Genomic DNA, 17,486 nt, shown 5'->3' with positions numbered 1-17,486 from the left:
GCGTCGAACATGAGGCGCTTTGGCAATTGGTAGGGGCATGCATGAAGATCGTCAGGATCCGGTTGCGAAACTTCCAGTCCTTTGGACCGGAACCTACCTCGATCCCGCTTGACGAATTGACGTACGTGCTGGGACCGAACGGGTCCGGCAAAACGTCCGTATTGGAGGCGCTGTCACGGTTGTTCAGCCCACTCCAGGCACAACGCAAGATACGGTTGGAGGATTTCCACGTCCCGCTGGCCCGCGCCTCGGCGGAGGGCGACGGGAAGACCCCGTCATTGTGGATCGAAGTCGACATCGAGTTTCCCGAGGCCGCCGCTGACGATCAGCACGCCGGCATCCCCCCGAACTTCGCCCACATGCGGATCGAGTCCGCGGACGACATTCCCCGGCTGCGCATCCGGTTGACCGCCGTCATCGCCTCGGACGGTGTCGTCGACGAGAGGCTCGAGTACGTGCTCCGCGTGGACGAGGACGGCGAACCGATCGAGCAGGCCGAGATGTCCCGGTACGACCGCGGACACATCGAGGTGCACTACCTGCCTGCGCGTCGCGACCCAGCAGATCACATCGCCTACACCACAGGATCCTTGCTCGGACGAACACTCCGGGCTGCGGACTGGGCCACACAGCGCGAGGAGATGACTGATCTGGCGGTCCAGATTACCGGCGCTCTGGTAGGTAACGAGGCGGTCGCCGCCACCGGCGCCCTGCTCACCGAACAGTGGTCGGGACTGCATCGCGGCGACTTCTTCAAGGACCCATCACTCGCCTTTGGCCACGACGACTTGGAGGGGATCCTGCGCCAACTCACGGTGAACTTCCTGCCTTCGCACGGGACTGAGCCCCTGCCATTCGGGCGCCTCAGCGACGGTCAGCAGTCACTGCTGTACATCTCACTGGTTCTTGCCTGGCAGTCGCTCGCCAGGAAGGTTCTGGCCGGCACGGAGACCTCACTGGATCCGGATCGCCTCCGGCCACCCGTTCACACGATCATCGCGCTCGAGGAGCCCGAGAACAGCCTCGCACCGCAGTACCTCGGCCGTATCATCCGTCAGCTCCGCGCAGCATGCGAGCAACACGGGGTTCAAGCACTGATCGCAACTCACGCCCCCACGCTCCTGCGTCGCGTCGACCCAGAGTCGATCCGCTTCCTCCGGCTGAACAGCGACCGCGAGACGACTGTTCGGCGAATCATTCTGCCGGACGACGACGAGGTGGCTGCCAAGTACGTCCGCGAGGCTGTTCGGGCCTATCCGGAGTTGTACTTCTCCAGGCTGGTGATCCTCGGCGAAGGCGCCAGCGAACAGGTCGTCCTGCCGCGGGTACTGGCCGCCGCGGACATCGCCGAGGACGACGCATCCATCTCCGTGGTCCCCCTCGGGGGACGCCACGTGAACCACTTCTGGCGGCTCCTCAACGAAATCGAGATCCCCTTCGTCACTTTGCTCGATCTCGACTCCGCGCGCCATGGCGGTGGCTGGGGTCGCGTCCGCAACGCCCTGAGACAAGTCAACCTCATCCGGCCCGGCAGATTTGCCGCCAAGAGCATCGATGCTTTGCCCAAGTGGAACGCCGACGAGGACTTCCCTCGCCTCGGAGACCGTCCGTCATTCGATCGGGCGGGCGGGCCTGTCGAGGCACTAGAGGAGCAAGGCGTCTTCTTCTCCGCACCGCTGGACCTCGACCTGCTGATGTTGGAGGCCTACCCGGACGCATACAACGTCGATCCGGAGAGCCCCGACGACACCACGCTGGCTGCCGTCCTCGGCAAGAAGCACAAGAACTCCGCCCGGCTCGGAACCGACCGCTTGAACCTGCTCGAGGATTACCACGCAATGTTCGACCTGAAGAGCAAACCGGCCACGCATCTCGCGGCACTCGCTTCCCTCATCGACGAGGAGTTGCTCGAGGACCTGCCAGACGTCCTGAGTCGTCTGCTCGAGCGCGTGCGGACCGAACTCGCCGAGCTCCCGGAATGATCAACCCCGAAGACTGGCGGCCGGTCGGCGAACTGCGCCTGGAACAGAACGCACTCACCGCTGTCACCATGACCGACCGAAACGTCGTGGTCGCGGCAGGCCCCGGAGCTGGCAAGACGGAACTGCTCGCGCAGCGAGCCGACTTCCTGCTCCGCACCGGCATCTGCCCCTACCCGCGCAGAATCCTCGCGATCTCGTTCAAGATCGATGCTGCGCGCAATCTTCGGGACCGGGTCCGGGTCCGATCGGGCCCTCAGTTCGCAGCTCGCTTCGACAGCTTCACGTTCCACGCGTTCGCCAAACGGCTCATCGACAACTACCGGCCGACCTTGACCGGGCCGGACGCGCTGCCTCCGGACTACCGAATCGATCCCGCCATCCGGATCGCAGATGAACAAATCACATTCGACGATCTGGTTCCGCTCGCGCTCAAGATCCTCGAGACCAACCAGCACGCGCGGGGCGCGCTTCGGCAGACCTACAGCCACGTCTTCCTCGACGAGTTCCAGGACGCGACCAGAAATCAGTACGGATTCGTCTGCGCCGCTTTCAAAGGCACACCCGTCATCCTCACCGCAGTCGGCGACGTGAAGCAGCGGATCATGGCGTGGGCAGGCGCCTTGAATGGAGTCCTGAAGATCTTCGCCGAGGACTTCACGGCCGAACCGTTGCCGCTGTACCAGAATTTCCGCTCCGCGCCACGGTTGCGCCGGATGCAGAACCGGATGATCGCCGTCATGGACCCGCAAGCGGTCAGTCCGGACGAGGAACTCGTTGGCGACGAAGGACTCATCACCGTCCGACACTTCGATTCCGATGCCGACGAGGCAATCGGGGTCGCAGACCTGATCGAGAAGTGGCTCCAGGCCGGCGTAGCACCGGCTGAGATCGCTGTGCTGGTCCGGCAGCAGGCGAGTCTCGTCGCCGGCCCTCTCGTCGAGGAGCTCCACAATCGCGACATTGCCTGCCGCAACGAACAGGAACGCCAGGATCTGAACGCCGAACCAGTCGCAGCCCTCATCTTCAACTTCATTCGCGTAGTCGCCGACGACAGGCAACCGCAGGCCTACACCGACTTGATGCGGATCGCCGGCCGCGCCGGTGCCTCCGAGGAAGCCGCACTGCGCTTCGACAGCCGGCTGAAACGCCTCTTGCGTGAGGTGCGAGCCGAGGTTCGCCGACCCAGCTTCGGCGAAGACGCAATCGACGCCTGGGCGCCGCTCATCCGCAGGCTCCTCGACTGCTTGTCCAGGCCTGTGCTGGCGGCGTTGTCTCCTGCCTACCAGCAAGGATCCCGGCTGGACGACATAGTTGACGAGGCGCTAGGCGCTTTCGAGAAAGAGCTCCTCGTCGACGGCAGCCCGGCCGGCGCACTCAAGCGCCTCTCCGAGCTCGACGCCGTACGCATCCTCACCATCCACAAATGCAAGGGCCTCGAGTTCGAAAAGGTCATCGTCCTCGGCGTAGAGGAACAGCTCTTCTGGGGCGACCCGAGCGCGGCCATCTCCGAGTTCTTCGTCGCGATCTCACGGGCAAAGAACGAACTGGTACTCACTCATGTCGACTACCGCGCACGACCTGCCGCTCCGGTACAACGCTGGGACGCGCAGCGCACCGCACAGCGGACCTTCCTCGACCTCGCCGACCAGGACCGACGTGAACGGACTCGATGAGCGTCAAAGGGGTCGACCGACGCGGAGTCACTGGCCTCGGTAGCGATGGGTCGTCCGCTGAGTTCTTGCCAGGCGGCCCGTGGATGGCGCCAGTAACAAGGCTCTCATCGTCGCCGATAGCAAGGGTGACAAGTCAAAATATCGGATATCGCCAGAGTACGGGAGGCTGAATGCGTTCGACGCTCGGGTGGCGAATTAGGTTTGCGTTGGCTGCGTTCACGTTCGGACTTGCCATCATGTTCTATGTGTTGCTCGTTCGAGATGACTGGAACACCTTCTTTGAGTGCAGTGAGTACTGCGCTCCGCTCGGCGCCAGCTACCCATACGCATGGTGCCTGTTCGCGATCGCCTCAGGTATCACTTGGCTCATCCTGCGGGGCGGGCGCGCCGTCGGGGTGGTCAACATCCTGATGGCGATGAATCCGGTCGAGAGAACTGCATACCTTCGCCGAAAGCTTACACTCGGGGTGATTGTCGCCTCAATGATCGTCTTGGTCGCGCTGGCGGCGCAGCGCGTACTGCAACCTGACGAAGGAGACACCTTCCCGTTCCTTGCGTTGATGGCAGCAGGCCTCGCATTGCTCGGCGGACTCGTCGGCAGCGTCATGGGAGTAACGGAGCCGCTGGCACATAGAAAACTGGTCCGTCCGCTGTCCGATCTGGGCAGGGCAGCTGGGCGCGGCGCAGTTCCAATCGCTGTAGTGAGCGCCACCTTCATCCTGACGATCTACAGCTCAGAAGCCTGGAGCGCGCTGCGGGCAACCCCGTGGTACACAATCGCACTGATCTTCACGATCCTGATCGGTGCCTCAGTGGTCATAGCGGAAAGAGAGACTCGCGCGGAGAACTCGAACGCGCGGCCGCGCAGGATCGCTGGCCGTGTCGTCACACCACGTACTAACCGGCCGACACGGCCGACCAGTCGTCGCTGGACCATTCCAATTCTGCTCGGCGCCACGTCGCTCATCGGCTTCTTCGTCATCGCAGTTGACCTGCTCCAGCCCGAAATCGTCCTGTCGATCCAGGACTCCACGATCGACGCCGACCACACTGAGTATCTCGCGACTGTCGCCAAGATCGCCGCTCTGCTCGCGGCGCTCACAACCCTCGTGGCCAGCGAGTCCTTTCATGAGCACGCCTCAGCAAACAACTAGCATCGCCGAACCATACCGCCAGCGCGGTCAAGGAATCGACGACGTCGCAGGTCGTTCCGCTTCGAAGTGGAGAATCCAAGCATGACTGCGGATGACAGCCACACCGCGCTGGCTGGAGCTTGGCACGATCTGAGCCAGATCCTGGACAGCATGCACTCCAGATTGCAATGGTCCGACACCCAATACCTTGACGTGAGCGACAAGGCCGAACGCGTGCGGCAACTCGGTTCGCATCTCTCGAGCGCAGTTCTTCTGGCTGAGCGGACGAGATACAGCTCAGCCTTCGCTCTGGTGCGTACGGGCCTGGAGCAGGTCCTCGTTGACTGGTTGGTGTTCCTCGGCAGGACCTTCGTTCAGCACCAGCGCGGCGTCGACGAACGGACCTGGGAGCAGTGGCAGGCAGACAAAGCCGTCGGGAAAGCCTGGACAGCTGATATCAAGGAGTGGACGCGCACCAGGAAGGGTGAGGTCAGGATCGTCCGCGAAGGACCCTTCAGCGAGCCTGACGCCGCCGGTCGACGCCAGCAGGTGAGCATCTACTACTTCCTCCTCCGGCAATACAGTCCGGGACTAGGCAGTCCGGCCCAACAAGAGGGCGACGGCTTGATCGACGTCTCCGAGCTTCGCGAACTTGCCAAGGAGAACGACGCGCTGTGGAAGACCTACCTGACGTGGAGCTCGCTACTCGTTAACCTCCAAGCGAACGACCTGGTCGACCCGGACGACGCTGGCCGCCTTGCATCGCATTACCGATTCTTGAGCGGCTACACTCACCCAGTGGCCGACCTGCTGGCCGACACCTACGGGCGCAACTTCACTCACGACTGGCCGCGCTTCGATCACTACAGCAGCGAACTGATCCTTCTGTATGCGCTGACCTTAGGCACCCTCGAGATTCGAACCTTTCTCAGATCTCTGGAGATGTACCCGGACATATCTGTCGAAGATACGTCCGAGATACAGGCGGCGCTTGAGCGTGCAGAGCGATGCAGCTCCCATTTCTGGTTCCTGGGCGCAAACCCACATGCTTACGACGTCTGGACTGCACGAAATGCGATCGTCTTCCGGCAGTTGCAGACCGGCGACGAGACAGAACCCCCACCTGAGCTTTCCCCCGCTGAAGTCTCGTACCCTCGCGATCCGCTCAAGCGGCTTGTTGACATGCATAACAGCGCGCACGAGTTCGTGTCGGGACTCGTCTACACCAGTCCTTGGCCACGCGTCGATGCCCGGTTCCGATAGCAACGTGGGATGCTCTGGCGGTGAATAGCGAGTGGCCGAACTGGGCGGAGCTTCGGCGTCGAAGTGAGCAGCGGTACAGTCCGGCCGGCGTGGCGGCGGTTGCGCGGTGCATCGACATGTTGGAAGGGCACCTGGGGAAAAGCTGGCCGCGGAAGCAGGTCGAGCGGCGGGGATGGCTTCCAAACGAGCTGTTGATGCTCGGGCATCACGTCGCCGCGCTGCCGGCCTTTCTGACGTTCGCCCTGCGGGTCGACTCGGTGACGGTGGAACCTACGTTCGAAGAGGTTCTGCAGGACCTCAAACGTGGCGTGGACACAGCCACATGGCGCCACGTGTTACTGCAGTTGGAGGTCAGCCGCGCATGGGAGGCCGCGAGCGAGACGATCACCTTCGAGCCCCGCATCGCGGACGCGCCCAGGAAGGCAGACCTGCGTATTCGCGCAAGCCGAACCTTCTTGGTTGAGACGACCAGCCTGTCGCGGTCGATGGCCGACCGGCGCTGGGAGGAGCTGGAACATAGCTTGTGGATGAGGATCCAGAGCATTCAGGCGCGCACCGGCGCTCTCATTGACGTCGAGATGGCGGTCGACGTGGCCCCGGACGCTCTTGAAGCCTGGCTGATCGAGGTCGAGCGGGTCGCTAGCAAGACGAGTCAAGATCGACCGACGATAGTCACCTCCGACGTCGGACAGGCCTCGATCCGGCGCGACCAAAACAACGACCCCGGCTCAACGTTTCATGGCAGTCTGCGCACCACCGACGGATGGTTCCGGCTCGCGCGAACGCTCGTTGACAAAGCACGTCAGTCGTCCGGGGAGGAGCCGGTCTGGCTCCGTGTCGATGCCCTCGACGGATTCTTCCAGCTCACCGAGTGGCCCTCGCTAAGCTGGCCAGAGCGCGTCTCCCGGTTGAGCGAGGCTACCCACTACGCATTGGAGGGTGCCGACCACCTCGCAGGCTTGGTCCTTTCATCCTCCAAGGGTGTGGCGATCGGCGCGACGAACGCCACACAGGTAGACAATCGATTCGACGCCGAGAGCGGAACCGGCCTGCGTCGGCTCATCGCTCCGCACGTTGCGAGAGAAACGGCGATCATTCCTTTGAACCCAGCGGCGGACGCGGAGCACAGAGTATGGGCAGATGCCTACTCTGCCGAGCCGGACTGGCTCGATGAGGATCTCGGCCTGGCAGGGATGCCGCCACTCGCGGAGTTCGTCCGATAGCCCCTATCGCAGGAGATGTCGAGCTGATTGTCGCTGCTTCCAAGCCCGATCGTGAGGACAGCTCGGAAACCTCAACAGTGATCTCGCTGTACCAGGTGGCGTTTCGCCTGCTGTCGATCATGCTCGATACTCTGCGAGGGATGTGACGAACAGATATCCGAACTTGCCGCATGATTACACGATGGGCGTTCCTAGCGTGATGATCGATTACAACGTCAGCGACCACTGGTCCGCTGACGATCCTGACTGGCTGAAGTCGCTGGTCTCGTCACTCGATCGCCGCCACGGCGCGGGCACCATACAGCCGCTGACCGTAATTGTGGCCGAGATCCTCGGGTGGCTGGAGCTTGCGAGCGGCACAGACGCCTGGACGAAGACAGCCAACCGCGACTCGTTGCGCCTCGACCTCGAGGAGTCCATGGATGCGCTCGGCAACTCGCTGCGCACGCATGTCGCGACGCCTCTAGCACAGTTCACAGCCGCATTCACGAAGCTCATCGGCGCGCACAAGAGCATCCTGGCGCAGTCACCGGGCACCCGCACCGACGCCGCATGGACCGACCTCACCATGACCGCGAAGGATCTCCTTGAGGCACTCGACGCGGACGCATCTGCCTGCGCCAGCTGGGACGACCTGGTAGCCGCAGCCATGGACCGAACCTTGGCCGGCCAGGAGCACCGCCCCATCGCGAACCTGCTCTTCGACCAGTTGCACAGACGCGGCCTCGATGCGGAGCGGAGCTTCCGGAATCTTGTCTCGCTCATGGCATTCGGCCGTGATCCCTCCGACTCCCCGCTCATCCGGAGGGACCTGCCCCTGGAGCAGCGGATCACGAATGCCCGGACCTACCTTGGCACACCGGCCGAGATCGAGCCGGTAGTTGTGTGGCTGGGTTATCAGGGCGACAACTGGATGCATCTCTCCGCTGGGCGAGTGTCGTTCATGAGCGCCCACTGGGCAGTACCCAACGCCGAGCCTGCCGGCCAGAACTTCGAACACAAGTCTGAACTCTCGGAACTGGTGCGAGATGGCCGACTCTTCAAGGTCGCAAAGTTCGTCGACGAGAAATCAGACGTGGACTTCCTGGTTCGTGTCGACCTTGGCACGACCACGTCAGCCGGCGCCCTGAACCGCGCAATCGACATCGTGGACACCATCCTCAACGTGTCGATCCACAACTCTGGCGGGGCTCGCCCACACCTTGCCCAACACGCAATCCTGAGCTCCGGTCGGCCCGCCACGCGTAGCTTCTTGACCGCGCGGCGCGAGACGGGATTCCCCGATGACCGCTACGGCGCCGACATCACCGCAAGAGCAATTGAGGAGCACGGGCTGCGCATCGCCGAGGCGCTGGCCCGCGAGGAGCTTCCTCGATTTCTCGCAGCCGCACTCGAGGTACAGACCGCCGCCGACCAGCCTTTCAGCCGCAACATGGCGCTGCGCAAACCCTCCGACGCAGACATCCGCAGCGTCATCCCGCTTGCCGACAGGGTGGTGCAACACGTCGCGGCCTATGCAGCGCTCGACCCGAAGTACCTGTTCAAGCTCCTAGGCGAGCGCTGGCCACACGCGCGGTGGCTTGCCGATGTACAGCGCGCCGTTGGTATGTGCCTGCTCGGCGTTGGAGACCGGCGACCGCTGCTCACCGAGCTCACCGAAGAGTGGTTCGCGCAGAAGCCTCCACGGCCATGGATTCTCTTCGCCGCCGACCGCTCGGACGATCTCCTCTCGGTCTGTCGCATCGAGTCCGAGCGCGGCTGGATCAACCGCATGCTCGCGAGCGTGACCGACCACGCCGAATACAGCGCCCTCATCGAGACCCACGCCACCGAACAAGTTGTGCTGGAGGCGAGACGTAGCCGGGTCCGGAATGCCCTCGTGCACGGCAACCCCTCCAGCTTCGCGATTGTCGACTCCGTGCGGGAGTACGCCGAGTTCTTGAGTGGGACTGCACTGGCGCTCGGCCTCGAGTCGTACATCGACGCCACGGCTCCGGATGCCGTCTTCGCGGCGCGGACAGATGAGTTCACGTCCATTCAGACAGGTCTGGACGCCGCCAGCTACTGGCGTGCCCAGTTGGCCGCTGAAGCCGCAGCGCGTGCCGACTCGCTGTAAGTACGTGACCAACCCGCCGCGCCAAAGCGCGAAAGGCTGTCAATCAGATGTTGCCAACCAGCACCTGCATGTCAGATTCGAGAGCCTCCGCGGGCGGACCGGGCAAGCGTCAGAAACCGCCGTTGACCGACCTCAAACCCTGTTCAACGGCTTCCTTGAGGTCCTCATTGTCGACTGGCGTCTTCCACTCGACGACCCGGAAGGCAAGCTCGTCGACCTTTGCCTGATCCAGCCGTCCGATGCCTTCGAGCGAACGCGCGTCGCTGACGATCAGCAGTCCGACGTTCACGCCGGCCCCGGCAGCAATGAACCGGTCCAGCAGGGCCGCGACCTCGGGCTGACGCACGCGCTTGGTCGAGAGGTCTCTGATCTCGATGTAGACGGCACCACCGCTCGTCCCACGAACGAGCGCGTCAAAGCGAAGGGACACACCACGCTCGGGATTGAGTCGAGGCTCAACGACTGTCCCCTCGGGAAACATCGATTTCAACTCATCGATGACCAGATTGCGATACTGCAGTTCCGTCTCAGCGTCACGGATTGCAGAACTTACGATTCGTTGTTCGACCGGAGACAAGGCGGGTGACAGCGCCTCGAGTGCCCCGGCCGCGCGGATGCGCTCAGATGGGTCGGCGTCGGAATCCGCAACTGTCTCGAGTTCCTTGGCCGCGGTCTGTCCCATCGTCAACTTCAGCTTGCTGAACTCAAGTGCAGTCAGATGCTGGCCACTGACGGCCAGGTAAAGACTCGCTGCACCGATGACGGCCCATACGACTGCTGCGCCCGTAGCTGCTCCGGGGATGAATGTCGCGAAGCCCCCAGTCACGGTGGCGACCACGCCGAACATGCCGAGGCCGATCCGACCCAGACCAACAGACTTCAGTCGGATCCTGTACTCGCGCAGACCAGATCGTTTCATAGGCTCGCTGCCGGCGGAGGTGGCAGGAAGGGGACCGGGCACAGAATGGTAATTGTGCACCGCGCGACTCTCACCGCTCGAGACTAGACCATGTCTCCGACCAGGCCACCTCAGCCGATCAGAGATGCCTTCGGCTCGAGCAGCCCCAGGTCGAGCGCAAGAGGCCCACCCGCAAGCCACCCCTCCGCGAGCTTCAACACCTCCGGGCTGCTCTGCTCGTTCGGAAACCCCCACCGGGCCATCGCGACATCCTTTGACAACCGGGCAACCCAATCCGCGAGCTGCAACTGCGCATGATCCTTACTGTCACCGAAAACGATCTCTTCGACCCCGATGCTGGCGTTGTTCCGAGTGGGGTCGGACGGATCGGGGATCTGGTCCTACATCAGAAGATCCGCCTTGGCGCTGCCGATGACCTTCGAGCGGTCGTGGATGAGCTTGAAATGCCCGAGGACGGGCTCGAATCCCCGACACATCTCGACCACACCTGGGATCGCAGGGTCGAGTGTCTTGCCCAACTCGCCCAGGGCTCGATCGCGCATGACTTGATGCAGCCAGGACGGCTCGGGTAGAAGCGCCAGCTCAAAAGGGTGCTTCTCGCCCTTGATCGTCGCGAGATACGCCTTCGCAGCCTTGACGTAGTCCATGGCCTTGACGCCCGGAACCTCTCGCACCACTGCGACGAACGTGTCCACCAGCTTCCCGAACGCGGCCGCGTCGCCAAGCACTGGGCCAGTCGCGGCCACTAAGTGCGCCAGATGGCGCGCCGACCCATCAGCCAGCATGTTGTAGCCCGACTCGTACATCAGCGGCTCCGTGCCAAGATCGATGATCTTGGCAACCGCCATGAACCGCTTCCCAGTTACGTGCGTCTGGACGCTCTCAGCCGGCAGAGAGCTCAGCACGTCGAGCAGCGCATCCTTTCCCTTCGGACTCCTACGCACCTTGCTGTACTTCGGCTCTCCGGCGCCAACCTTCAGCGCCGCCAGGACATGGTCGACAAGGTCCTGCGCGGCCCCGTCGTCCAGATGAACACCCGCAACCGCGAACACCGGCTGATTGGCATCGGTGAGATTCTCACCAGTGTTGTTGCTCTCATCCGCAAAGACGACGGGCAACTGCTCCTCGCTCATGCTCACCAGTGTGACCCCGGCACAAGAGCCGAACCAACAGAGTTTCTGTACGTCGTCGCCTTCTTCGGAGAGTCGATCGTCTGGTATCTGCATGGCGATGAACCTGCCCATCATCACCACAACGTCTCACATCCGTGCACGTGGTTCTCGGCTCTCAGCCGGCTGCGACTGGTGGTGGCCGAGCGAGGAGGACCGATCACCACCCGATGCTCGGCCAGCAGGTCGAGGCCGCCATCAACCACGCCGCACTCGAGAATCAGTATCATCGCGCCGAATCAACGCAGCCGTGGAGTCCCGATCCCATTGTTCAAGCGATTCTTGGCACAGCGCCGAGCGCCGGACCGCCGGTAGCGCCAGCCGCGGAATACCGCACCACCGGCGTGGTCGAGGCTCAGTGGTGAGGCGCGCCTCCCGAGGTTCAGTTCGGTGGGGTTCCGTCGACTGGCTCCGAGTCCGAAGGAGGTTCTATCGGTTCCTCCCCATCTGCATCGGGGGCGGCGGGTCGCCTCGCGCGGTCGAGTATGTCGCTTGGGACCAGGCGCAGCGCGGGACTCGGTCGGGGCGACTTGTGCGTAAACGCGTCAGTCGGTGGATCGCTCCATTGCTTGGTCAGCTTGACGAGCGCGGCGGTGCGCAGGTTTACGGCCACGCGCCTGCCATCCGTCATCGGATACGACGGCACGGGGCCGTCCGCCTGGTTGCCTGCAGCATCGACGCCTGCAAGGTCGGGATAGCCACTGCCGGGCGTTTCATACCCGCTCCGAAAGCCAGCCAGCCACCTGTCCAGGCCAGCAGTCGCGGTCCGGAACCGAATCCAGCGATGGTTCAGCCAGCCGTCTCCGTAGACGAAGGAGTCGACGAGCTTGGCGGCGCCACCCTGGCCGCGTTCGACCAGCCGATCGACGGTCTGTTCGTCCATGTTGAGGTTCATCCCGCCCTCGGCCTTGTCGTGATAAATCGTGACGATCCGATCGCGGTAGCCAGGCATGATCAGCTGCGACTGGTCGACCCAGGAGCGCGCGGTGTCGACGATCGACCGGCCGAAGGCGAGCATCGCACCGAGCCCGGTGCGGTTCCAGCGGGACCAGCGGCGATGCCTGCCGGCCTGGTTGGCGCCCGGAAGCCCGCTGTTCTTGGACTCGTCGTCGTCCTTGTCCACGCCGTCGGGGAAGGGAGCCAGATCGATGGCGAACGTCGGTCGGGTGGGTAGCGGCGTGTCGAAGAAGTGCACCGGTAGGTTGCTGGCGATGCCGCCATCAGAGAACCAGTTCACCTCGAACTCGGGTCCTTTCAAGGCGGCCGCTGCCTCCGCTGGACTGGCATTCGGGTGCTCGCGCCGCCACTCGGCAGCGGCCGTAACGGCGTCCTGGTTCTGCTGCAAGGTGAAGTCGACGGCATACAACGGCACGGCCGCGATCAGGACAGGGAAGCTCAGACTCATCCGGGTCGCAACGACGACTGGCAAGTCTGGTGGCGAGGGGAAGGGCAGCCGCGGCTTGGCCTGCTCCCGGAGCAGATGGCTCCGCCACGCCCTGGCGCTGGTCGGCTCAGGTAGTGGCGGAGCGTGGTTCTCCATCCAGTCGACAACGTCGGCCGGGAACAGAGCGCGGAACTCATCGGGACAGAAGAAGTACTCGCGCCCGAACCAGGGCATCCGCATCGGCTGTCGCCGCGTCAGATTGGTGGTCATCATCCGCAGCTTGACATCCGCCGCGTCGAGATTCGCGAAGGTGAGCACAGACTCCCGGCCGGCCAACTCGAGCAGGACGCTGTGCAGCCACGGGGTCAGCGCCGCCGGGGAGCCCGAACCCGTGCCGGGCATCCCGCTGCACAGACCGAAGCCGTTCGCGGGAAGACGGGCAGACACACTACGCAGGACGCCGCAGGCGATCCCGGCGACGGCGCCGGTCATCAGCAACACGACCGCCGCGATCACCGCCGCCCAACGTGCGAGGCCTTCGCCGATGATTCCCAGCACCAGCAATACGGCACCCGGAATTGCGCCCGCGAGCGCCCACCAGAAAAATCCGATCAGCGCACCCCATACGATCGCCACGACCCGCCTAGGACCGGACCGACCAAGTCCCGCAGTGAACGCCTTATACAGCGGCCTCGTTGAGCGCTGTGGCTGAAATAGTCCCCCCAGCACCGCCGTCCCGTCTGGGAGCTTCGCAGTGATGTCAGCCGGCAACCTTTCCAACCGCTCGAAACCGTCTTGTCTAGATGGGTTCGATTCCGCGGCCGCGGCTGCGGCTGCGGCAATCGCGCCGGCTGAGGAGCCACCGACCGAGCGCAGTCCGTACTGAGTGGCCAACTCGCAGACGGCGCGCGGGTAAATCACGCCGCTGGTGATACCGCCCTTCATCAAGATGTCACAGTCCCGCTCGGGTCTCGACGGATAGTCGGTCATGTCAGGCTCCTTCGCGAGCCGAGGACGCACACGAAATACGGTTCGCTGACCTGCTCGGTCACCACGAGGTACTCCGAGTCGATTTCGATGACGATCCGCCGCATGTCCTGGATCGACTTCTGCTTCCTACGCACAGACCTTGACGTGAACGCCGTCCAACGCGACTGGTCGTTCGAGTTCGCTCACGACACATCACCCCTGGGCCAGAAGGCCGCTCCCTGCGTCATTATGCCTCTACGCCGCCAGCAAATGCCACGAACTCGGAGGCGGGAATGCTCTGACCAGTGGGTCACTGAGGATCGATGTGCGGCAATCGAGCATTTGAATGCATGCCATTCGCCGCAGACGGACGATCGGTCATCTGACGTTGGGCATGTGTAACGATATCGACCGGGAATTAGATGCAGCTGTTGCACTCAGGGGGCATATGTGAACTATTACGAAAGTCCGCGCGGCTTCCGTTTTCTCGCGGGGCCGGTCAGGCCTCGATGGCGGATCGCGCAGGAGGGGGCTATCGGAGCGCTCGTTGCCGACTGGTCAACGTCTCGTCAGCCAGGACTAATCTCGCTCCCTACCGACGCAGGCAAGACCGCCGTGGCGCTGGCCGCGCCATATCTCGTCGCGCCACGCCGGTCACTGGTGGTTGTGCCCACACGAGAGTTGCGGCGGCAACTGGCCGAAGCATTCCGGAGCCAGCACGTGCTCCGTGACATCGGTGCGCTGAGAGGGAAGCAGGATCCACAGGTCGCGGAGGTCTCCGGGATGGTTCGTGACTGGACAGAGTTCCTGAGGGCAGATGTCGTCGTTGCTCTCCCCAACACGATCAGCCCGACGTACTACGACGCGGACAACCAGCCGCCCCATGACCTGTTCGACCTCGTCATCATCGATGAGGCACACCACTCGCCTGCACGCACCTGGCGCGCCGTCTTGGACCACTTCCATGATGCGAGGGCACTGCTGCTGACAGCGACGCCTCGACGGCGTGACGGGCAGCAGTTGCCCGGCGAAGAGCTGTACCACTACCCGGTTCGGCAGGCACTTCAGCAGGGGTTCTACAAACCAGTCCAGCCGTACATCATCGATCTACCGGCGGCGTCGACACGGGAATTCGTCGATCGGGTGATCGCGGCCGAAACAGTCAAGATCGCGGCTCTGCCGGAGCACGCATCGAGCTCGATTCTGATCCGGGCCCATACTCGGAAACGAGCCGAGGTGCTCGCCGACCTGTACCGAGAGCTCGGGCTCGCGGTACCCACCCTCTACAGCGGGATGCCGCGCCAGGCACACGACGACCTGCTCGCGCGCGTGCGCTCAGGTGAGTGCCGGGCCGTTGCCGTCGTCAACATGCTGGGCGAAGGTTTCGACCTCCCTCGTCTGCGAATCGCCGCGTACCACGACAAGCACAAATCCCTGGCGGCTACCGCCCAGTTCCTGGGCCGATTCGCCCGGCCGCATCCGGAGCACCCGCAGCCTTCGACCACAATCGTTGCTAGAGACATCGATGTCTAGCCACAGCTACGCGACGCCGTCCGTGAGCTCTATAAGGAGGACAGCGACTGGGCGCAGGTACTTCCCGGGCTGATCGACGACGAAATCGCCGAGCAGAAGATGGACAAGACCTTCGCCACTGGCTTCTCGCCCCCACCGCCGTCACTCGCGTTGGAGGCGCTGAAACCGGGATGCAGCGTCACGATCTTCGAGGTGCCAACAGACGCAGGCTATGAGCCGGGGTTTCTCTCCGGGACTGTCCCAGAGGAACTACAGGAAGGGCGGCGACTCAGCGGCCAAACCATCTTCTACAGCGCGGTCAGCCCAACAACATCAACCCTCCTCATCGTGACGGTAGAGATCACGCGACCAAAGTGGCACTCCTCGAGTCCGGGCCTCGACGCTCCGTCGTACGACCTGCATCTACTGACCTGGAGACCCGCACCGCGGGTGGACAGGCCGCATCTCTTGCTGCTGAACACTCACGATCGCCGCGTAATGAACGGCATCCTGAGCGCTGTAGGCGCTGAATCTCATACACGGATAGCGGATCCCCGTCGACTGCAGGCCGCATTTGACGCCCTCGACCGCTCCTCGGTCTCCTCCATCGGGGTTCGTAACACCTATCGCGGCGGTAGCGTCGAGGTCCCGTCATACACGATGTTCGCGGGCAGCGGCGTCGATCGTGGACTGCGGGACGCCGACACAGGACGGCGTGCGCTTGGGCACGCAATAGCACAGATCGGGTCGGGGAGAGGCTCCTATTCGGCCGGAGTAGCAACCGGTAAGGGCAAGTACTGGGAGTCGCGAGCGCCGTCGCTGCGGAACTACGAGGTGTTCACAGCAGAGTTGGCGGCCAAATACTGGCTGCCAATTGTCGCAGCGGCGGGACGTCTCCTACCTAACGTCACTCGAGGCGAGCGACTACGAGGCTTTCCAAAGTCGGACGTCGCCGTGATCGAGACCAGCCCCAGGATTCGCGGTATCGGATGGGTCACCGCGGACCAGGCTCCAGTCGAACAACTCGAGCTGCAATTCGACAGTAGTCAGGTCAGGACCGACTATGAGCTCCCCATTGCCGCCTTCGTCCCTGAAGACCCGGACACCCCGATCTGGACGGGATACCAGGACATCAGCGGCCGCTTCCATGCCGCCGGAACCAACCTAGGTGTTCAGCTGGGCTATGGCTCACCAGTCCCGTACGAGGCCCTGCTCACCAGCCATCCGCCGAGCATCTTCTTCCTCGATGGCCAGACAGTGCTCGGCGCTGTCGGCTATCAATCACTCGGCCGCACGACGACACTGCCTCCGATCAAGTATCGAACCACCGACTGGACCACCGTCGATCTCACCAGCGAAACCAAGCGCAAGGCGGCCGAGAAGAATGCCGGCATCTCTATCCACGAGAACCTCGAAACCTACTTGAAGGCGCAGCCACAGAGCACGCGCCGGCGGTGGATCTTGTGCAACGACGGGAAAGGAGAGATTGCTGACTACATCGTGATCGAGATGGATCCGGGCCGGCAGGTCACGGTGTCGTTGTGGCATGCGAAGGCGGCGAACAACCGGCGCCCCGGTGTTCGGGTCAACGACATGCAGACCGTTGTCCAACAAGCGATCAAGAGCCGTGCATACATCACAGATCCAGCCTTCTGGCGGGTGCTCGGAGCACGGCTGACGGGCCGCGACAGCCCGGAGATCGACATCGTCGCGGGAAGTAGACGCCTACTCCTGCTCCTCTGCGGCGCGAACTCCAGGCATCCAGACTGGGGCCTTGCCCGTCGACCTCCGATTCTGAACGGTCGGATCGCGATTGCTCAGCCTGGTCTGTCGCTCAAGCAGCTCCGGGCCGAGCTCGCCGCCGCTCAACCGACACTCGCCGCCCAGCAGCTTCGGGAGTTCCTCATCGTCCTGCATGACGCAGTCTCACAGGTGGCGGACATCGCTCTACTCACCAGCGACTAGTTCACCTACCATCGGCACCGGTGCGCGCTATCTGTGGGATCACTCCCGTACGGTGAACGTACCGGGCTGGCGTGCACACAATCGAGCGCTTGGTGTGCATGATGGACCCAGGCAACTGGCGCGCCCGGAATGAATGCCGATCTCGCCATCTAACAGGCACTCGGCCTCTATCGGCAGC

At 63.3% G+C, this 17,486-nt stretch carries 13 protein-coding genes; 9 read left to right on the top strand and 4 right to left on the bottom strand.

Features of this window, described 5'->3' with window-relative positions; all coding sequences use genetic code 11:
- The first annotated feature begins 41 nt into the window (after positions 1 to 41).
- The 6 genes from FDA38_RS08715 (at position 42) to FDA38_RS08690 (ending at position 9,390) form a co-directional block, all read left to right on the top strand.
- Positions 42 to 1,982, top strand: a complete 1,941-nt coding sequence (locus FDA38_RS08715; RefSeq protein WP_137253513.1) for an ATP-dependent nuclease — start codon at positions 42 to 44, stop codon at positions 1,980 to 1,982.
- On the top strand, positions 1,979 to 3,655 hold the full coding sequence (locus FDA38_RS08710) for a UvrD-helicase domain-containing protein (RefSeq protein ID WP_137253512.1): 1,677 nt from the start codon (positions 1,979 to 1,981) through the stop codon (positions 3,653 to 3,655). Before FDA38_RS08715 ends, FDA38_RS08710 begins: the two co-directional genes overlap by 4 nt.
- A gap of 170 nt (positions 3,656 to 3,825) precedes the next feature.
- A complete protein-coding gene (locus FDA38_RS08705) occupies positions 3,826 to 4,809 on the top strand; it encodes a hypothetical protein (protein WP_137253511.1) in 984 nt (327 codons plus the stop codon).
- Positions 4,810 to 4,890: 81 nt separating this feature from the next.
- Positions 4,891 to 6,051, top strand: a complete 1,161-nt coding sequence (locus tag FDA38_RS08700) for a hypothetical protein (RefSeq protein ID WP_137253510.1) — start codon at positions 4,891 to 4,893, stop codon at positions 6,049 to 6,051.
- A gap of 89 nt (positions 6,052 to 6,140) precedes the next feature.
- Positions 6,141 to 7,274: a hypothetical protein gene (locus FDA38_RS08695; RefSeq protein ID WP_137253509.1), complete on the top strand. Its 1,134-nt coding sequence runs from the start codon at positions 6,141 to 6,143 to the stop codon at positions 7,272 to 7,274.
- Between the two features lie 199 nt (positions 7,275 to 7,473).
- The gene (locus FDA38_RS08690; RefSeq protein WP_202877593.1) at positions 7,474 to 9,390 is read left to right on the top strand and encodes a hypothetical protein; all 1,917 of its coding nucleotides are present in this window, start codon (positions 7,474 to 7,476) and stop codon (positions 9,388 to 9,390) included.
- Positions 9,391 to 9,499: 109 nt separating this feature from the next.
- Here FDA38_RS08690 and FDA38_RS08685 read toward each other — a convergent pair whose 3' ends face one another.
- The 3 genes from FDA38_RS08685 to FDA38_RS08680 form a co-directional block, all read right to left on the bottom strand.
- Positions 9,500 to 10,309 carry a hypothetical protein gene (locus FDA38_RS08685; protein WP_137253508.1) on the bottom strand — a complete coding sequence of 270 codons (810 nt, stop codon included), beginning with the start codon at positions 10,307 to 10,309 and terminating at the stop codon, positions 9,500 to 9,502.
- A gap of 110 nt (positions 10,310 to 10,419) precedes the next feature.
- The gene (locus FDA38_RS43380) at positions 10,420 to 10,551 is read right to left on the bottom strand and encodes a hypothetical protein (RefSeq protein ID WP_267901738.1); all 132 of its coding nucleotides are present in this window, start codon (positions 10,549 to 10,551) and stop codon (positions 10,420 to 10,422) included.
- A 138-nt stretch (positions 10,552 to 10,689) separates the two neighbouring features.
- A complete protein-coding gene (locus FDA38_RS08680; protein ID WP_170989634.1) occupies positions 10,690 to 11,442 on the bottom strand; it encodes a hypothetical protein in 753 nt (250 codons plus the stop codon).
- A gap of 206 nt (positions 11,443 to 11,648) precedes the next feature.
- Here FDA38_RS08680 and FDA38_RS08675 point away from each other — a divergent pair, with 206 nt between their 5' ends.
- Entirely contained in the window at positions 11,649 to 11,843 is a 195-nt protein-coding gene (locus FDA38_RS08675) for a hypothetical protein (RefSeq protein WP_137253506.1), read from the top strand.
- Positions 11,844 to 11,860: 17 nt separating this feature from the next.
- On the opposite strand, the gene FDA38_RS08670 is transcribed toward FDA38_RS08675, so the two are convergent.
- Positions 11,861 to 13,852, bottom strand: a complete 1,992-nt coding sequence (locus FDA38_RS08670) for a patatin-like phospholipase family protein (RefSeq protein ID WP_137253505.1) — start codon at positions 13,850 to 13,852, stop codon at positions 11,861 to 11,863.
- A 429-nt stretch (positions 13,853 to 14,281) separates the two neighbouring features.
- Here FDA38_RS08670 and FDA38_RS08665 point away from each other — a divergent pair, with 429 nt between their 5' ends.
- Both FDA38_RS08665 and FDA38_RS08660 read left to right on the top strand, forming a co-directional pair.
- Positions 14,282 to 15,364, top strand: coding sequence for a DEAD/DEAH box helicase (locus FDA38_RS08665; RefSeq protein ID WP_170989633.1), 1,083 nt, complete (start codon positions 14,282 to 14,284; stop codon positions 15,362 to 15,364).
- Between the two features lie 99 nt (positions 15,365 to 15,463).
- Complete coding sequence (locus FDA38_RS08660) at positions 15,464 to 17,308, top strand: hypothetical protein (protein ID WP_137253503.1); 1,845 nt, start codon at positions 15,464 to 15,466, stop codon at positions 17,306 to 17,308.
- The last annotated feature ends 178 nt before the right edge of the window (positions 17,309 to 17,486 follow it).

It is taken from the genome of Kribbella jiaozuonensis (genome assembly GCF_005233875.1).
GTDB lineage: Bacteria > Actinomycetota > Actinomycetes > Propionibacteriales > Kribbellaceae > Kribbella > Kribbella jiaozuonensis.
Note: the sequence above shows the minus strand (reverse complement) of the source record. Positions and strands in the feature narration are given on the sequence as shown.